This is a genomic window from Ancylobacter sp. TS-1, assembly GCF_009223885.1.
In the GTDB taxonomy this organism is placed as follows: Bacteria; Pseudomonadota; Alphaproteobacteria; order Rhizobiales; family Xanthobacteraceae; genus Ancylobacter.
Window position 1 is genome coordinate 830867 of sequence record NZ_CP045144.1, and the last position, 16088, is coordinate 846954.

At 68.7% G+C, this 16088-nt stretch carries 13 protein-coding genes; 9 read left to right on the forward strand and 4 right to left on the reverse strand.

The window, feature by feature from the left end:
* Positions 1–100: 100 nt before the first annotated feature.
* From GBB76_RS04000 to GBB76_RS04010, 3 genes are all read left to right on the forward strand, one after another.
* On the forward strand, positions 101–1183 hold the full coding sequence (locus GBB76_RS04000; protein ID WP_152302088.1) for a BMP family ABC transporter substrate-binding protein: 1083 nt from the start codon (positions 101–103) through the stop codon (positions 1181–1183).
* Between the two features lie 148 nt (positions 1184–1331).
* Complete coding sequence (locus GBB76_RS04005; RefSeq protein ID WP_152302089.1) at positions 1332–2612, forward strand: allantoate amidohydrolase; 1281 nt, start codon at positions 1332–1334, stop codon at positions 2610–2612.
* Entirely contained in the window at positions 2609–3829 is a 1221-nt protein-coding gene (locus tag GBB76_RS04010; RefSeq protein ID WP_152302090.1) for an ArgE/DapE family deacylase, read from the forward strand. Before GBB76_RS04005 ends, GBB76_RS04010 begins: the two co-directional genes overlap by 4 nt.
* An 86-nt stretch (positions 3830–3915) precedes the next feature.
* Here the strand turns inward: GBB76_RS04010 and rimO are convergent, their stop codons facing one another.
* From rimO to GBB76_RS04025, 3 genes are all read right to left on the reverse strand, one after another.
* A complete protein-coding gene (gene rimO, locus GBB76_RS04015; protein WP_152302091.1) occupies positions 3916–5274 on the reverse strand; it encodes a 30S ribosomal protein S12 methylthiotransferase RimO in 1359 nt (452 codons plus the stop codon).
* A 112-nt stretch (positions 5275–5386) separates the two neighbouring features.
* Positions 5387–5716 carry an antibiotic biosynthesis monooxygenase gene (locus GBB76_RS04020; RefSeq protein WP_152302092.1) on the reverse strand — a complete coding sequence of 110 codons (330 nt, stop codon included), beginning with the start codon at positions 5714–5716 and terminating at the stop codon, positions 5387–5389.
* Positions 5717–5863: 147 nt separating this feature from the next.
* A complete protein-coding gene (locus tag GBB76_RS04025) occupies positions 5864–6433 on the reverse strand; it encodes a hypothetical protein (RefSeq protein WP_152302093.1) in 570 nt (189 codons plus the stop codon).
* Positions 6434–6997: 564 nt separating this feature from the next.
* Here GBB76_RS04025 and GBB76_RS04030 point away from each other — a divergent pair.
* From GBB76_RS04030 to GBB76_RS04055, 6 genes are all read left to right on the forward strand, one after another.
* A complete protein-coding gene (locus tag GBB76_RS04030; RefSeq protein WP_152302094.1) occupies positions 6998–7273 on the forward strand; it encodes a hypothetical protein in 276 nt (91 codons plus the stop codon).
* A gap of 126 nt (positions 7274–7399) precedes the next feature.
* Positions 7400–8203, forward strand: a complete 804-nt coding sequence (locus tag GBB76_RS04035) for a hypothetical protein (RefSeq protein WP_246669034.1) — start codon at positions 7400–7402, stop codon at positions 8201–8203.
* 202 nt (positions 8204–8405) lie between these two features.
* Complete coding sequence (cydD, locus tag GBB76_RS04040; RefSeq protein WP_152302095.1) at positions 8406–10130, forward strand: thiol reductant ABC exporter subunit CydD; 1725 nt, start codon at positions 8406–8408, stop codon at positions 10128–10130.
* Complete coding sequence (gene cydC, locus GBB76_RS04045; RefSeq protein ID WP_152302096.1) at positions 10127–11815, forward strand: thiol reductant ABC exporter subunit CydC; 1689 nt, start codon at positions 10127–10129, stop codon at positions 11813–11815. The genes cydD and cydC overlap by 4 nt, the downstream gene beginning before the upstream one ends.
* Positions 11816–11997: 182 nt before the next feature.
* The gene (locus GBB76_RS04050) at positions 11998–14094 is read left to right on the forward strand and encodes a VTT domain-containing protein (protein ID WP_246669035.1); all 2097 of its coding nucleotides are present in this window, start codon (positions 11998–12000) and stop codon (positions 14092–14094) included.
* Entirely contained in the window at positions 14091–14858 is a 768-nt protein-coding gene (locus GBB76_RS04055; RefSeq protein WP_152302098.1) for an endonuclease/exonuclease/phosphatase family protein, read from the forward strand. The genes GBB76_RS04050 and GBB76_RS04055 overlap by 4 nt, the downstream gene beginning before the upstream one ends.
* Here GBB76_RS04055 and GBB76_RS04060 read toward each other — a convergent pair.
* Positions 14813–16069 carry an MFS transporter gene (locus tag GBB76_RS04060; protein WP_152302099.1) on the reverse strand — a complete coding sequence of 419 codons (1257 nt, stop codon included), beginning with the start codon at positions 16067–16069 and terminating at the stop codon, positions 14813–14815. The genes GBB76_RS04055 and GBB76_RS04060 overlap by 46 nt on opposite strands.
* Positions 16070–16088: the final 19 nt, after the last annotated feature.

Sequence of the window (16088 nt, forward strand, 5' to 3'; positions counted from 1 at the left end):
GGGCCTGACGATCGGCCGCGCTCGCGGCCTCCCGGCGTGCGATGCGGCCGCGCATCGCCGGTGACAATCCGAGGCCGCGTTTGATGGAGCGGAGACGTTCATGCGCAAGATTCTCTCCATGGCGGTCGCCTTCGCCTCGGGGCTCGCCCTCGCCGGAGGTCTGCCGGAGGCGCAGGCGGCGGAGAAGCTGAAGGCCGCCTGGGTCTATATCGGCCCGGTCGGCGACTTCGGCTGGACCTACCAGCACGATCAGGGCCGCAAGGCGGTCGAGAAGGAGTTCGGCGACAAGGTCGAGACCACCTATGTCGAGAACGTGCCCGAGGGCCCTGACGCCGAGCGCGTGATCGAGCAGCTCGTGCGCGCCGGCAACAAGATCATCTTCACCACCTCCTTCGGCTACATGGAGCCGACGCTGAAGGTGGCGAAGCGCCATCCGAAGGTGTTTTTCGAGCACGCCACCGGCTACAAGCGCACGAAGAACGTCTCGACCTACAACGCCAAGTTCCACGAGGGCCGCTACGTCCTCGGCCAGCTCGCGGCGAAGACGTCGAAGACCGGCACGGTCGGCTACATCGCCTCCTTCCCGATCCCCGAAGTCATCTCCGGCATCAATTCGCTGATGCTCGGCGCGCAGTCGGTCAACCCGGACATGAAGATCAAGATCGTCTGGGTGAATTCCTGGTTCGACCCGGCGAAGGAAGCCGACGCCGCCAAGGCGCTGATCGACCAGGGCGCCGACGTGATCTCCCAGCACACCGACAGCCCCGCAGCCATGCAGGCCGCCGAGGCGCGCGGCGCGAAGGCCTTCGGGCAGGCGTCCGACATGATCGCCTTCGGCCCCCAGGCCCAGCTGACCTCCATCGTCGACAACTGGGCGCCCTATTACGTCAAGCGCGTCAAGGCGGCGCTGGACGGCACCTGGACGTCGACCGACACCTGGGCCGGCATGAAGGAGGGCGAGGTCGTCATGGCGCCCTATACCAACATGCCCGACGACGTGAAGAAGATGGCCGAGGAGACCCAGGCCGCCATCACCTCCGGCGCGCTGCATCCCTTCAAGGGCCCGATCTACAACCAGAAGGGCGAACTGGTGGTGAAGGAAGGCGAGGCGCTGCCGGACAAGGATATCCTGTCCATGAACTGGTACGTAAAGGGCATCGACGACAAGGTGCCCGGCCAGTGACACCGGCCGCCGGCTGAATCCCGATGGCGGCGCCGCTCCGGTCGCGCCGCCATCGTTGCCAAAGGCACGCCCATATGCGATTGCCGTGCACGGCGAGCGGCGGCACGAACCATGCCCATCGCCGGGCGAGAGGCGCAGCGTCGACGACATGAGAATAGCCCTGGACATCGCCGCGCTTGGAAGCCGCGCCGCGGCGATGATCGAAGAACTCGGCGCGATCTCCGCCCGACCCGACAATCTCACCCGCCTGTTCCTGACGCCCGAGCACCGGCGCGCCGCCGATCTCGTCGCCCGCTGGATGTCGGAAGCCGGCCTCGCGGTGGACGAGGACGCGCTCGGCACGGTGCGCGGCGGCTGGTACCCCGCCGGTAAGGAGGCGCCGCGCCTGCTGATCGGCTCGCATATCGACACGGTGGCGAACGCTGGCAGATATGACGGCGCCATGGGCGTCGTCCTCGGCATCCTCGCCGTCGGAGAGATCGCCCGCGCCGGGCTCACGCCGCCTTACGGCATCGACGTGCTGGCCTTCGGCGACGAGGAGGGCACCCGCTTTCCGACCACGCTGTCCTCCTCCGCCGCCATTGCCGGCGTGTTCCCGCCGGCGAGCCTGGCAGGCGCCGATTCCGACGGGGTGAGCCTGCGCGAGGCGCTGATCGCCTACGGCAAGAACCCCGACGACATTCCCTCCGCCGCCTACGATCCCTCCAGGGTCATCGCCTATGTCGAGGCGCATATCGAGCAGGGCCCGGTGCTGGAAGCCGAGGGCCAGCCGCTTGGCGTCGTCACCGCCATCGCCGGCGCCTCGCGCCTGTCCGTCACCGTGACCGGCGAGGCCGGCCATGCCGGAACCGTTCCGATGCGCATGCGCCGCGACGCGCTGCTCGGTGCCGCCGAGATGGCGCTGGAGGTCGAGCGCATCGCGCGGGCGGACCGGCACGGCATGGTGGCGACTGTCGGGCGCATGCATGTCGAGCCCGGTTCGGTCAACGTCATCCCCTCGCGCGTCGTCTTCACCGTCGATCTGCGCTCGGGCTCCGATATGTCGCGCCGCGAGGCGCTGACCCGCTTCGAGCGCGAGGCGCACAGGATCGCCGACCGTCGCGGGCTCGGCGTCGTCATCTCGGCCTTCCACGAGGTGGCGACGGTGCCGTGCTATCGCGACCTGCAGCTCCGGCTGGGCAACGCTGTCGCCGATCTCGGACATCGCGCCCCCTCGCTCGCCTCGGGAGCCGGCCATGACGGGCAGGCCATGTCGAAGCTCTGCCCGGTCGGCATGCTGTTCGTGCGCTGCCGGGGCGGCATCAGCCACAACCCGGCGGAATACACCTCACCCGAGGATATGGGACTGGCGGCAGCGGCCTTGATCCGCTTCATCGAACGCTTCCAGCTCCCCCAACTCGACGGCGGCCCAAGCGGAGCACAGACGTGAGCAATCCAGGCGACGAGACGCAGAAGCTGGCCCTCGAGGTCGACTTCCTGAAGGCGCTGGTGCGGGTTCCGAGCGACAACCCGCCGGGCGATTGCGCACCCCATGCGGAAGTCGCCGGCCGGCTTCTGGAGGAGCTCGGCTTCACGGTCGAGCGCCATGTGGTGCCCGAGCCCTTCGTGAAGGCCAACGGCATGAAGTCCGTGGTCAATCTCGTGGTGCGCGAGACCTTCGGCAGCGGCAGGGGCCCGGTGATCGCGCTCAACGCGCATGGCGACGTGGTGCCGCCGGGCGAGGGCTGGACCTTCGATCCCTACGGGGCGGAAGAGAAGGGCGGGGCGATCTACGGGCGCGGCGCGGCGGTCTCGAAATCGGACTTCGCGACCTACACCTTCGCCCTGCTCGGCCTGAAGGAGAATCCCGAGGGCCTCGACGGCACCGTCGAGCTGCATTTCACCTATGACGAGGAGGCTGGCGGCTTTGTCGGGCCGAAATGGCTGCTGGAGCACGGCTTCTCGAAGCCCGATCTCGCCATCTCCGCCGGCTTCTCCTACGCCATCGTCATTGCCCATAACGGCGCGCTGCACCTCGAAATCGTGGTGCGCGGCAAGCAGGCCCATGCCGCGCTGCCGGAGACCGGCGCCGACGCGCTGGAGGCCACAACCGCGATCCTGACCGCGATTTATGCCGAGCGCCGGCGCCTCTACGGCATCACCAGCGCCACGCCCGGCATCGGCTCGCCGAAGATCACGGTCGGCCTCATCTCCGGCGGCATCAACACCAATGTCGTGCCCGACCGCATCACCCTGCGCGTCGACCGCCGGCTCACGCCGGAGGAGGACGGCGCCAGCGTCGAGGCCGAACTGAACGCTCTGGTCGAGGCTGCCGTGGCCGGCCGCGAGGGAATCGAGATCGAGTGCCGCCGCATCATCCTCGCCGAGCCGCTGCGGACGCTGCCGGGGACCGAACTGCTGGTGGAGACGATCCAGAAGCATGCCGCCGCTGTGCTGGGCGAGACCCCGCCGGCGACCGCCGTGCCGCTCTACACCGATGCGCGCCACTACACGGCGGCGGGCGTGCCGACCGTGCTCTACGGCGCCGGGCCGCGCTCCATTCTGGAAGCCAACGCCCACGCGGCGGACGAGCATGTCCGCATCAGCGACCTGAAGGCGGCAACGCAGGTGATCGAGGCCTCGCTGCGGGACCTGCTGAAGGCGTAGGGGGCCGGCGCCGACACATCGCTCCGGCTCCCGTCGTCATCCCGGATCGGCCTGAGGCCGTCCGGAATGACGGCCAATGGAAAGCCTCAGAACCCCACCGCCGTGCCGTGCAGGTCGTAGGCGTCGGCGCGTTCGATCTTGACCGTCACGATTTCGCCCACCCGCAGCGGACGGCGGGCGGCGATGTGGACGTTGCCGTCGATTTCCGGCGCATCGGCCTTGGAACGGCCGATCGCCACGGTCGGGCCGACGGAATCGATGATGACCTGCTGTCGGGTGCCGACCTTGCGCTTGAGGCGCCGGGCGGAGACGCGCTGCTGCACCTCCATGAAGCGCTTCCAGCGCTCCTCCTTGACCTCTTCCGCAATCGCCGCGCCGAGTTCGTTGGCCGGGGCACCGGCCACCGGCTCGTATTTGAAGCAGCCGACGCGGTCCAGCTCGGCTTCGTCGAGGAAGTCGATCAGTTCCTCGAACTCGGCCTCGGTCTCGCCGGGGAAGCCGACAATGAAGGTCGAGCGCAGGGTGAGATCGGGGCAGGCGGCGCGCCATGCCTGGATGCGGGCGAGGGTCTTCTCCTGCGCCGCCGGGCGCTTCATGCGCTTGAGCACGCTGGGCGAGGCGTGCTGGAACGGGATGTCGAGATAGGGAAGGATGACGCCATCGGCCATCAGCCCGATCACCTCGTCGACATGTGGGTAGGGATAGACATAGTGCATCCGCACCCAGACCCCGAGGGAGCCGAGCTCCCGCGACAGGTCGAGGAAGCGGGCGCGGACCTCGCGATCCTTCCACGTGCTGGCGGCATATTTCAGGTCGACGCCATAGGCCGAGGTGTCCTGCGAGATGACCAGCAGTTCCTTCACGCCGGCCGCGACCAGGCGCTCCGCCTCGCGCAGCACGTCCGCCGCCGGGCGGCTGACCAGATCCCCGCGAAGCTTCGGGATGATGCAGAAGGTGCAGCGATTGTTGCAACCCTCTGAAATCTTTAGATACGCATAGTGGCGCGGGGTGAGCTTGATGCCCTGCGGCGGCACCAGATCGACGAAGGGATCGTGCGTCGGCGGCACCGCCTGATGCACGGCCGCAAGCACGCTCTCATATTGCTGCGGCCCGGTGACGGCGAGCACGCCGGGATGCACGTTGCGGATCTGCTCGGGCTCGGCGCCCATGCAGCCGGTAACGATGACCTTGCCGTTCTCCTTCAGCGCGTCGCCGATGGCGGCTAGGCTCTCGGCCTTGGCGCTGTCGAGGAAGCCGCAGGTATTGACGATGACAAGGTCGGCGCCCTCGTGGTGGCGCGACAGTTCATAGCCTTCCGAGCGCAGGCTGGTGATGATGCGCTCGCTGTCGACGAGTGCCTTCGGGCAGCCGAGCGAGACGAACGAGATGCGGGGCGCGTCGCCGCGCACGGAAGAAGAGGCGTCGGTCGACGCGATAGCGGCCATGATCGGTGCGGCACCCGGATGTCAAGGATCGCGAGGCGTTACGGCACGCTGCCGCCCGCGTCAACTCCGGCGATCGCGCGCCGTCGACGCCTCGCCACCATGTGAGCGGGCGTCAGGCCGCCTGATCGTCCGCCTGCTGCGCGAGAACGCTCTCGAAAAGCTCGACCTCGGGGTGGCCTACATAAAGCGGCTTGTTGCTTCCCGCGCTGCTGTGAGCCTTGCGGAACGCCTCCGAGCGCGTCCACGCCTCGAAATCCGCCCGCGACGCCCATTCCGAATGCGAGGCGTACAGCGTGTGGTCGTCCTTGGTGGGACCGCGCAGCAGGTTGAAGGATTTGAAGCCCGGAACGGTCCTGAGATAGCTGTCGCGCTCGCGCCAGACGGTCTCGAAATCGGCCTCCGACCCCAGCTTCACCTTGAAGCGGTTCATTGCAAGAAACATGGCGAACTCCTTCGTTATCCCGGCGGAAGGAGACTTAGCCCAACCCGGCGGCGAGGTCGATGCGATGCGGTGACCGATGGCGACCGGCAAAAAAAGGGGCGGCTCTCGCCGCCCGCCGATATCCGGGAGAGACGTCCGGTCTCGTACTTACTTCAGCTTGCTGACGTCGATGCCGAAGGTGACGGCGCCGATGGCGACATCCTTGTCGGAGATGGTCACGCTCACCTGGGCGATCTTCTTGCCGTCCTCTTCCTCGACCTTGTCGACGAAGATCGCGCCGGGGCCGACGCCGTAGGACTTCTGCCACTTGGCCTCGTCGCCCTGCCACAGGTCGGAGGTACCGTCGGTCTGGCCGACATTGAGGCCGCGATTGTCCATCACGAAGGCTTCCGTGATCGTGCCGCCGGACGCATCCCGCTTCACGATGAGGAATTCGGACAGCTTGTTCTTGCGAACCGGATCGACGACGGTCGCGTCCTTGGCGATCCACGCCTTGTCCAGCGCAATGATGTCTTCCTGCATGAGACGCTTGTGCGCCTTGTTGGATTCGATCACGGCGGCGATGACCACCGGATCGCTCAGCCAGGGCTGGATGTTCTTCTGCACATAGGCCGTCGCCGGCTTCACATGCGCCGCCTCTTCCTGCGCGAAGGCGGGAGCTGCGGCGAGAATGCTCGCGGCCGCGGCGAGCATGGCGATCCTGTTGCGGATGTTCATTGGCGTTTCCTCCTCACGGACGGTCTTTTCGCCGTCCATCGTCACCCTAGCATGATGCAATGATGGCGCCGCAAGAGGTATTCGACGCTGCATAGCAGCATAAATAATTCAGTTCATTCGCTTAAGCGAAATAATTGTAAGGCAATCAGTACTACGAATATATAGGCTCAGGCAGTATAAGCTTTTCGATGTACGTAATCGCCGGCAACGACGACCGATTGCAGCGGAACAAGGTCGTTCCATATGACGCAGGGTTCGGTAAGGGGCCGTCGCACCTCACTAAGCATAGATTCGCGGCTTCATAGGAGGCGATAAACATCCACTTCGCCGTGGGATGCCACATTCCATGTACGATGTGCCATATTCTTCATGGAAGACATCAACATCACCAAAACGTGTCCCATGCTGAAAGTCATTCACGTCGGTTTCCGAGCTGATTTCGCCATTATTCCTTGACTGCGTCATTCCGGCGCCAAATTGCCATGTCATAAGGCAGCATCACTGGCGAGGGTACGGCTTGACCGCGTCGGTCCGATACAAAAGCCGAGCACAGGGAGGTGCATGATGACAAACCTGACCGACCGCGCCACCTTTCAACCTCAACCCATCCACGTCCGCGTCGGGTATGAGGACATCGAGATCGCCTCGCTCGACGGGGCCATCGATTTCATCCGCTCCCTGCGGCACGACCGTCTCGGCCGATTCGCCGAGATGCTCCTGACGCAGATGGAATCGGCGCGTCTGCCCGAGCAGCAGAACAAGGCGTGGGTCGCCTTTGAGACCTGGGCCGACGCCTGCCACCTGCGCAATGACGAGCATCATTGGAGCCACGCGGCCTGACCCTCGGGTCGAGAGGCGCGGGGAGGGGAAAGCGGCTCTCCCCGCCTACAAGGCCATGGCGGGCAAGCGGACCTTGCGGTAAATCTGTCGCCGGGGGCAGGGTTATTCGCCGGACGAGCTACCGCATTGAAGACCATTCACATCGCAGCGGTTCTGCTGCTCGCGGGCATCGCTCCCGCCGTTGCGCAAGCCCCCGCAGGGCCCGCCGCCCCCGCATTGGCAGAGGAGCCGGCAGCCGCCCCGCAGCCGCCGCTGGTCCTGCTTCTCGATGGCCTCGGGGTCTATATCGAGAACGACTATATCGGTGTATCCGCGCTGGCGCGCCCCCTGCAGGAACAGGGCTTCCGCACCCGTACCGATTCGCATCTGATGGTCAGAACCCAGGGAATCGTGCCCGACATCATCATCGGCCATTCCATGGGCGGCGAGACCGCGCTGCGCTACGCCCGCAACGTGGCACGCGCTGGCTATCCGGCGCCGCTGGTGATCACCGTCGATGCCGCGCCGGCCCCGCCGGCCTGCAAGGTGCCGCGCTGCGTGAACATCGCCGGACCGGGATTCGCCCGTGTGAGCGGGGCGATCAATATCAGTGCCTGGGCCTCCGGCGCGCGCTTCACCAGCCATGCCCAGCTCCCGACCCATCCGGCCGTCCGGCAATTGATCCTGAAGGAGACCGGCGACTGGATGGCCGCCCGGCAGGCCGCCCTTGCCGCAGCCGCTGCGGCCTCCGCTGCGGCGGCGAACACGAAGCCCACCGGAAAGAAGCCACCCCGCACGGCGGCACAGCCCCCCGCGCAATCTCCCGCGCGAGCGGCGCCGGCTCCGTCGGCACCGCCTTCTTCGCAAAGCTGGAGCCTGCCCGGCTGGAGCGTCCCGAACTGGTCGGTGCCCAGCTGGAACTTGCCCGGCGTTACCGGCAAGGGCGGCTGATCGGCCGCTCGATATCGCCGACCCATTCGGCACCTCCCTGTCGTTTACGCACGCCGACGACGGACCGGGACGCCTTGTCCCGTTTCGCTTGGTCGGTGCCGGACTTAAGTTGCCCGGACGGCGCGGCCCAATGAGGGCGTAAGGTCCGCCGGCGCCGCGTCGGGATATTCCCGACGAGGGAACGAGGGCAGGGCACCACGACATGGCCGGCGAATTCACCGCGACGGCTTCGTCGATCCGTCGCACCCGCCACCCGGGCCGGCGCGCCGAGGTTCCGGCAACGGCGCCGCCGCTGCGCCTCGCCGCGCTCCTGCATGCCGTGACGCCGCTGCTCTGGGTGGGGCAGGCCGCCCTGCTGAGCGAGGTGGTCGCCAGGCTCGTCGACGGAACCGGCGGCGTGCAGGCCGCGCTCCTGCCGGCTGCGGGCATCGTGCTGCTCGGGGTTCTGAGAGCGCTCGGCGATGCCGCCGCGAGCCGGATGGCCTTTCGCGCCGCGCGGACGGAGCTTTCCCGGTTGCGGAACAGGGCCGCCGAGGCGCTCGCCCACGGGTCGCCCCTGGACATCCGGCGACCGCCCTCGGGACTGGCGGCCAGCACGCTTGCGGAACAGGCCGAGGCGATCCTGCCCTATCTCTCGCGCTTCGGGCCGGCGCGCCTGCGCGCGGTGACGGTGCCGCTCGCCCTGCTCGGCGTCGTGCTGTGGTTCTCCTGGGCGGCGGCGCTGGTGCTCGCGCTGACAGCCCCCTTCATTCCCTTCTTCATGGCGCTGATCGGCTGGCGCGCCCAGGCGGCGAGCGAGGAGCAGCTCGTCGAGCTCGGCGGCATGAACGCCTTCCTGCTCGACCGGCTGCGGGGCCTCGCCACCATCCGCACCCATCGCGCGGTCGATGCCACGGCGCGGCGCCTGCGCACCAATGCCGAGAGCCTGCGCCGCCGCACCATGGTGGTGCTGCGCATCGCCTTCCTGTCCTCGGCGGTGCTGGAACTGTTCTCGGCCGCAGGCGTGGCGCTGGTGGCCGCCTATATTGGCCTGCATCTACTCGGCGCCCTCGATTTCGGCAGCTGGGGAACGCCGCTCGGGCTCGGCCACGGCCTGTTCATCCTTCTCCTCGCGCCATCCTTCTACGAACCGCTGCGCGAGCTCGCCGCCGTCTGGCACGACCGCGCGGCGGGGCGGGCCGCACTCGCGGCATTGGCCGCTCTGGCGCAGGAGGGGCAGACCATCGTCGGCCGGAACGCGCCGTCGACGGACACGCCGCCCCGCTCCCCCTCGCCGCCGGCCCTGCTCTTCGACGGGATCACCTTTCGACATGCCGGCGCGGCTGACACCGTGTTCGACGGGTTCACCCTCGCGGTCTCGCAGGGCGAGCATGTCGCGCTCTTCGCCCCGAGCGGGGCCGGCAAGTCGACGCTGCTTGCGCTCCTCGCCGGGTTTTCGGCGCCGGAGCAGGGCAGGGTGCTGATCGACGGGGAGGCCCTGACCGACGACAATGCGGCGCGGCTGCGCTCCCGCATGGCCTATGTCGGCCAGTCGCCGCATATCTTCGCCGGCACGCTGATGGGAAATGTCACCCTCGGCCGGCCCGGGCTCGATGCCGGGGCGCCCGCCCGTGCATTGGCGCTCGCGCAGCTGGAGCCTGTCGCGGCGGTGAGAGGGTCCGCCCCCATCGGCGAGGCCGGGCGCGGCATCTCCGGCGGCGAAGCCCTGCGGCTCGCCATCGCCCGCATGGCCATTGCGCCCGGTGCGGACCTTATCCTCGCCGACGAGCCCACCGCCCATCTCGACACAGGCACCGCCGCCGAGGTGACGCAGGCGCTGCTGGAGCTTGCGCGCGGGCGCACGCTGGTGGTCGCCACCCACGATCCGGCTCTGGCCGCGCGAATGGATCGCACCGTGCGGCTCGACGGGAAGGGCGCGGCCATATGAGCGATCTGCGCGCCCTCGGGGCGGTGCTCCGTCTCTTCTTCAACGGCCGGCGCGGGGTGCTTCTGGCCGGCATCGTGCTTTCGGCACTGGCCATCGCCTCCGGCGTCGCCCTGCTCGGCCTCGCCGGCTGGTTCATCACCGCGACGGCGATTGCCGGGGCCAGCACGGCAACGGCGCTTGCCTTCGACCTTTTCGCGCCCTCGGCGGGCATACGGTTCTTCGCGCTCGCGCGCACGGCGACGCGCTATGCCGAACGGCTGGTGACGCACGACGCGACGCTCGCCGTACTGGCCGAGCTGCGCGAAAGGCTGTTCCGGGGCTGGTCGGTGCCGGGTGCCGCGGGACGGCTGGTCAATCGCCCCACGGCGTTGCTGTTCCGCCTCACGCTCGACATCGACGCGCTGGATTCGCTCTATCTGCGCGTGCTGGTACCGACCGGGGCGGCGCTCGCCGTCACCCTGGGCTCCGCCTATGCGCTGGCCCTGGTCGATCCCCGGCTTGGGCTGGCCTTCGCGGTGATCGTGCTTCTCGGTGGTTTCGGCATCCCGATCTGGGCTGTTCGAGCTGCGCGGCGCCCGGCGCGTCGGCGCGCCCATGCGCTCGAGGTACTGCGGAGCCGGGCGGTCGATCTGGTCGCCGGGCAGGTCGATCTGCTGATGGCGGGCCGGCTCGGCGCCCGGTGCGACGGGCTGGCGGAAGCGGACGCCCGGCTCGCGCAGGCCGACGACGCGCTCAACCGCATCGAGGCCGGCACGGGCGCCGCAATCTCAGTACTCGGCTGGCTGGTGCTCGCGCTGGCCGTCATCGCGGTCGCCGCTCTCTCGGAAGTCCGCGCGGTGGAACCGGCGATCGCGGCGCTGGTGCTTCTGGTGGTGCTGGCGTCGCTCGACCCGTTCGGCCTGCTCCGGCGCGGAGCGGTGGAACTGGAACGTGCGCTCATTGCTGCGCGGCGCGTCGCCCCGCGCCTCGCCTCTAGTGGCCCCGCCATCACTGTGGAACCGCCGTCACCGGGAATTGCGGTGCGGCTCGAACAGGTTGACCTGCGCCCGGAGCGTGCGGCGCGCCCGGCACTGATCGGCCTCGTCCTCACGGTGAGAACCGGCGAAAGGATCGCGCTGATCGGTGCCAGCGGCGCCGGCAAGTCGACCCTGATCGCCGCGCTCGCCGGGGAGATCGGCGTCGCGGCGGGCCGGCTGGAGGCTCTCGCGGCGACGCAGCTCACCCAGCGCACCGAGCTGTTTCAGGACAGCCTCGCCGAGAACCTGCGGCTGGCGAGTCCCGATGCGGACGACGAAGAGCTGATCGCCGCCCTCGATGCCGCCGGTCTGCGCGACCTGCTCGCCCGGCTTCCCGATGGCCTCGCGACCCGGCTGGGGGAGGGCGGTCTTGGTCTTTCCGGCGGACAGGCGCGACGCCTCGCCCTTGCGCGGCTGGTGCTGAGCGATGCCCCGCTCTGGCTGCTCGATGAGCCGACCGAGGGTCTCGACGCCGCAACCGCCGATCAGGTCATGGCCTGCCTGTGGGCGCGGGCGGGGGATCGGACGGTGATCATCGCAACGCATCTGGAACGCGAGGCGGCCGGGGCCGACCGTCTTGTCCTCCTCTCGCAGGGCCGGCTGGAACGCGTCGTCGCGCGCGGCGAACCGGCATTCGCGACTGTGCTGGCGGGCCTGCGGGCACGCTGAGCGGCGGGCGGTGGCATCATCAGGCGAGGGAACCGCAGGTCGGCAATGGGGTTAGCGAAGGCTCCTTCGCTCCAGCATGACCGAGGCACATGCCCCTTAGCCACGATCTGATCGAAAGCCCGTTGGCCGCCGAACCGGCCCCGGGCGGCGAAACGCCGTCCCCGCCGTCGGGGCAGGGCGCCGTGCTGAAACCCAGACGCAATGTCTGGCGGATCGCCCGTGCCGACAGAGCCAGCGTCCTCGTCGACGGCGCCGCCTATTTCGGCGCTCTGCGCGAGGCGATGCGCGAGGCGCGCGAGACCATCCATATCGCCGGGTGGGACCTCGACAGCCGGATGAAGCTGGTGGGCGAGACCGGCAGCGCCGACGACGGATTGCCCGAAACGCTGGCGGCTTTCCTTTCCGCCCTTGTCGCGCGCAACCCGCGCCTGCGCATCCGCCTGCTATTGTGGGACTATTCGGTGATGTTCGCCCTGGAGCGCGAACTGGCGCCGATCTATTCCTTCCTCTGGGCGACCCCGAAACAGATCGAACTCTGCCTCGACGACGCACTGCCGCTCGGCGCCTCGCATCACCAGAAGATCGTCGTGATCGACGATGCGGTCGCCTTCTCAGGAGGCCTCGACCTTACCGGGCGGCGGTGGGATACGCCCGCCCATCGCCCGAACGACCCGTTGAGGCGCGATCCGCAAGGAGGCGCCTACGAACCCTTCCACGACGTGCAGATGGCGGTCGACGGCGAGGCGGCGGAAGCTCTAGCCGCCCTGTTCCGCCACCGCTGGAAGTGCGCCGCCTCCGAGCGTCTGGCACCGGCGCGCCGGGCGCGGGCCCGCTGGCCCTCCGTCCTCGCGCCTGACTTTCGCGACGTCGAGGTCGGCATCGCCCGCACCCTGCCGGACCATGACGGCGAACGCGGCACCCGCGAGGTCGAGGCACTGCTGTTCGACATGATCGACGCCGCCGAGCGGACGATCTATGTCGAGAACCAGTTCGTCACCTGCGAGCGGTTCACGCGGCACCTCGTCGAGCGCATGCGGGCGCGCCCGGAGCTTGAAGTCGTGATCGTCACGCCCAAGGCCTACCGGTCGTGGATCGAACATCAGGTCATGGCCCTTCCGCGCGAAAGACTTCGCGCGCTCCTCGCGCAAGACGGTCTCGTCGCCCGCGCCCGCCTCGTCTTCCCGGAGGTGAGCGAGGCCCCGCCGGACGATGACGCGGGCGAGGCGACGTCCACTGCGGCGGTCTTCGTGCATTCGAAGATCTTCATCGTCGACGACAGGCTGCTGCGCGTCGGCTCCGCCAATATCTGCAACCGCTCGATGGGCTTCGACAGCGAATGCGATCTCGTTGTCGAGGCGCTCGGGGAGGGCAAGCGGAAAGCCATCGCCGCCATTCGCGATCGCCTCCTCGGCGAACATGTCGGGCTCGCTCCCGAGGCCATAGCGGACATCATGGCCCGCGACGGACTGGTGGCCGCCTCGAAGGCGAGCCATGCGGGCCGGCGGCTAGTCGACCTTCCCGCCGTCGAAGCCACCGAGCGGACGCTGCCTCAGATCAGTGCCATCGCCGATCCGCTGGAGCCGATCTATGATGATCGCTCACCGCAGGTGTCGGGCAGGGGCTGGCGTATCGGCTTTCTGCTGGCGGGGTTTGCCGTGCTGGCCGCGCTGGTCGTGGGCTGGGCCAACTCGCCCTTTGCCGACCCCGCGCGGATCGTCGCCGCGCTCGATGGCCTCGCCGAACGGCCCTGGGGCGCGGCCGTGGTGGTGGCGGTCTATGTGCTGGGCGGGCTGGTCGTCTTCCCGGTCTCGGTGCTGATCGTCGCCACCGTTGCCGTCTATGGCGGATGGACCGGCGCGCTGCTGGCCGGGATCGGTGCGCTGGCAAGCGCGGTGGTGACCTTCTTCATCGGGCGTCATCTCGGGGCCGGCGTGATCCGCCGCTTCATCGGCCCGCGCATCAACCGCATCCGTCGCGGGCTGGCCGCACGGGGCGTGCTCACCGTGGCGACGATGCGAATGGTGCCGGCGGCGCCCTTCACTTTCGTCAATCTGGTCGCCGGGGCGGCGGGCCTGCGCCTGCTCGATTTCGTGGTCGGAACCGCGCTCGGTCTGCTGCCGGGACTGATCGTGCTGAGCGCGCTGGGCCACCAGATCGTCGCGCTGATCGCCGAACCATCGCTGCTGCGGATCACGCTGCTGATCGGCTTCATCCTGCTCTGGGTCGCCGGCTCGCTCGGTCTCCAGATCCTGGTATCGCGCCTGCGAGGGCCGGCATGAACGGTACGCCGCTGCCGAACCAGCGGTCGGCGACGACGTTGCGGCTGATGACCTGGAACATCCATGGTGGCGTCGGGCCGGACGGGCGCTTCGACCTCGGGCGCATCGCCGCCCTCATCGCGCGCCACCGGCCGGACATCCTCGCTTTGCAGGAGATCGACACGCGCGGGCGCGGAATTGGCTGTCTCGCGCCGCTGGAGGGGCTCGGCATCGGCCATCTCGCCGAGGCGCGGACCGTCGCAGTGCCGGACGGCCATTATGGCCATGTGCTGTTCTCACGCTGGCCGACGCGCGACGTCGTGCTGCACGACCTGTCGGTCGGCCGCCGCGAGCCGCGCATGGCCATCGAGACCTCCATCGCGACGCCGGTGGGGGAGTTGCACCTCGTCGTCGCCCATCTTGGCCTCGCGCTTCTGGAGCGGCGCCGGCAGGCGATCACGCTCGCCGGCCTCGCCCGCGCCAACCCGCACGCGCCAACCGTGATGATGGGCGATTTCAACGACTGGTTCTCGTTCGGGCTGGTGCGGCGGACTCTGTCGCGCGCTCTGCCCGAGCGCACGCGGCTGCGCAGCTTCCCCGCCTGCTGGCCGACGCTGCGGCTCGACCGGGTCTATTGCGGCGCGCGGGGCATGCTGCTCGACAGTTTCACCGATCGCGAGGCTCGCCACGCCTCCGATCATCTGCCGATCATCGCGGATATTCGCCTGCCGTCGTCCGCTCAGGCTCCGGGGTCGGACGCGACGGCGCTTTCCCCAAGGGGCTGACCTACAAGCGTCATGCCGATTGCGAGGATCAACATTCCCCCGGCCGACAGAAAGGCCAGCCGCATCCCGTCAAGGATCGCCGCAGGGCCGGCCTGCGCGACATCACCGGTCCCCACGCCAAGGGCGAAAACGGCCCCCATGACGGAGGCTCCCGCAATCAGCCCGATATTGCGCGACAGGCCGAGCAGACCCGACACCGTGCCGCGCCGGTCACTGGATATGTCCGTCAGCGCGGCCGTGTTGTTGGCCGACTGGAAGAGCTGGTATCCCGGCGTCAGGACGACGACCGCGAGCACATAGCCAGCAACTCCGATCATGGCCGGCAGCAGGGCGAGCATGAACGCGCCCGCAGTCAGCAGCGTGAGGCCGAGGACGAGCACGCGGCGACAGCCCCAGCCGTCGACAAGGCGCCCGGAGGGAACGCCGCTCAGGATGGAGAGGGCAGGGCCTATTGCCATGAGGAAGCCGACCATCGTTGTCGACATGCCGAGACCGAGGCCGAGATAGAACGGCCCGACCACCAGCGTCGTCATCATCACCGCGGCCACCAGCAGGTTGATGACGAGATTGGGCACGAGGCTCCTGTCCAGGACGGACAGCAGGCTCGGCGTCGGCACCGTCTCCCTGCGGGAGCCACCCGGCAGCGTCGCGACGGCAAGCCACAGCGCGCCAGCCGCCAGCGGCACCTGCACCCAGAAGATGCCTCGCCATCCCATCGCCGAGATCAACAGCCCGCCGATGGACGGACCGAGCGCGGTCCCCAGCGCCGACGCCGTGCCCAGCAGCCCCATGGCCCGCCCGACGCGCGCCTCGCCCGCCAGCTGGCGCATCAGCGCCATGGAGAGCGTCATCAGGAAGGCGGCCCCGATTCCCTGCGCCGCCCGTGCGCCGATCAGCACCGGCAGATCCGGCGCGGCGGCGCACAGCAGCGATGCCGCCAGGAACAATCCGAGACCTGCGATGAGCATGGGCTTCAGCCCGTGCCGGTCGCCGAGCCGGCCGGCAATCACGACCGTGATCGTCAATGTGGCGAGATAGGCAACCACAACGGCCTGTACATGAACGAACGGGGCGGAGAAGGCCTCGACCAGCGCCGGCAGCGCGATGTTGGCGATGCTGGTCCCGAGCGACGCCAGCAGCATCGCCAGCGTCAGGGTTATCGTGATGCCCGTCGAGCCCTTCTCCGATGCGATCGATCCGGCGTGTTCCATGTCCTTGCCCTCTTGCCTG

Excerpts from the sequence above, each read along its gene's own strand:
- cydD (WP_152302095.1), top strand. The coding sequence starts at position 8,406 with ATGGCCGGCGAATTCACCGCGACGGCTTCGTCGATCCGTCGCACCCGC.
- GBB76_RS04020 (WP_152302092.1), bottom strand. The coding sequence starts at position 5,716 with ATGTTTCTTGCAATGAACCGCTTCAAGGTGAAGCTGGGGTCGGAGGCC.
- GBB76_RS04060 (WP_152302099.1), bottom strand. The coding sequence starts at position 16,069 with ATGGAACACGCCGGATCGATCGCATCGGAGAAGGGCTCGACGGGCATC.
- rimO (WP_152302091.1), bottom strand. The coding sequence starts at position 5,274 with ATGGCCGCTATCGCGTCGACCGACGCCTCTTCTTCCGTGCGCGGCGAC.
- cydC (WP_152302096.1), top strand. The coding sequence starts at position 10,127 with ATGAGCGATCTGCGCGCCCTCGGGGCGGTGCTCCGTCTCTTCTTCAAC.
- GBB76_RS04055 (WP_152302098.1), top strand. The coding sequence starts at position 14,091 with ATGAACGGTACGCCGCTGCCGAACCAGCGGTCGGCGACGACGTTGCGG.
- GBB76_RS04000 (WP_152302088.1), top strand. The coding sequence starts at position 101 with ATGCGCAAGATTCTCTCCATGGCGGTCGCCTTCGCCTCGGGGCTCGCC.
- GBB76_RS04025 (WP_152302093.1), bottom strand. The coding sequence starts at position 6,433 with ATGAACATCCGCAACAGGATCGCCATGCTCGCCGCGGCCGCGAGCATT.
- GBB76_RS04005 (WP_152302089.1), top strand. The coding sequence starts at position 1,332 with ATGAGAATAGCCCTGGACATCGCCGCGCTTGGAAGCCGCGCCGCGGCG.
- GBB76_RS04030 (WP_152302094.1), top strand. The coding sequence starts at position 6,998 with ATGACAAACCTGACCGACCGCGCCACCTTTCAACCTCAACCCATCCAC.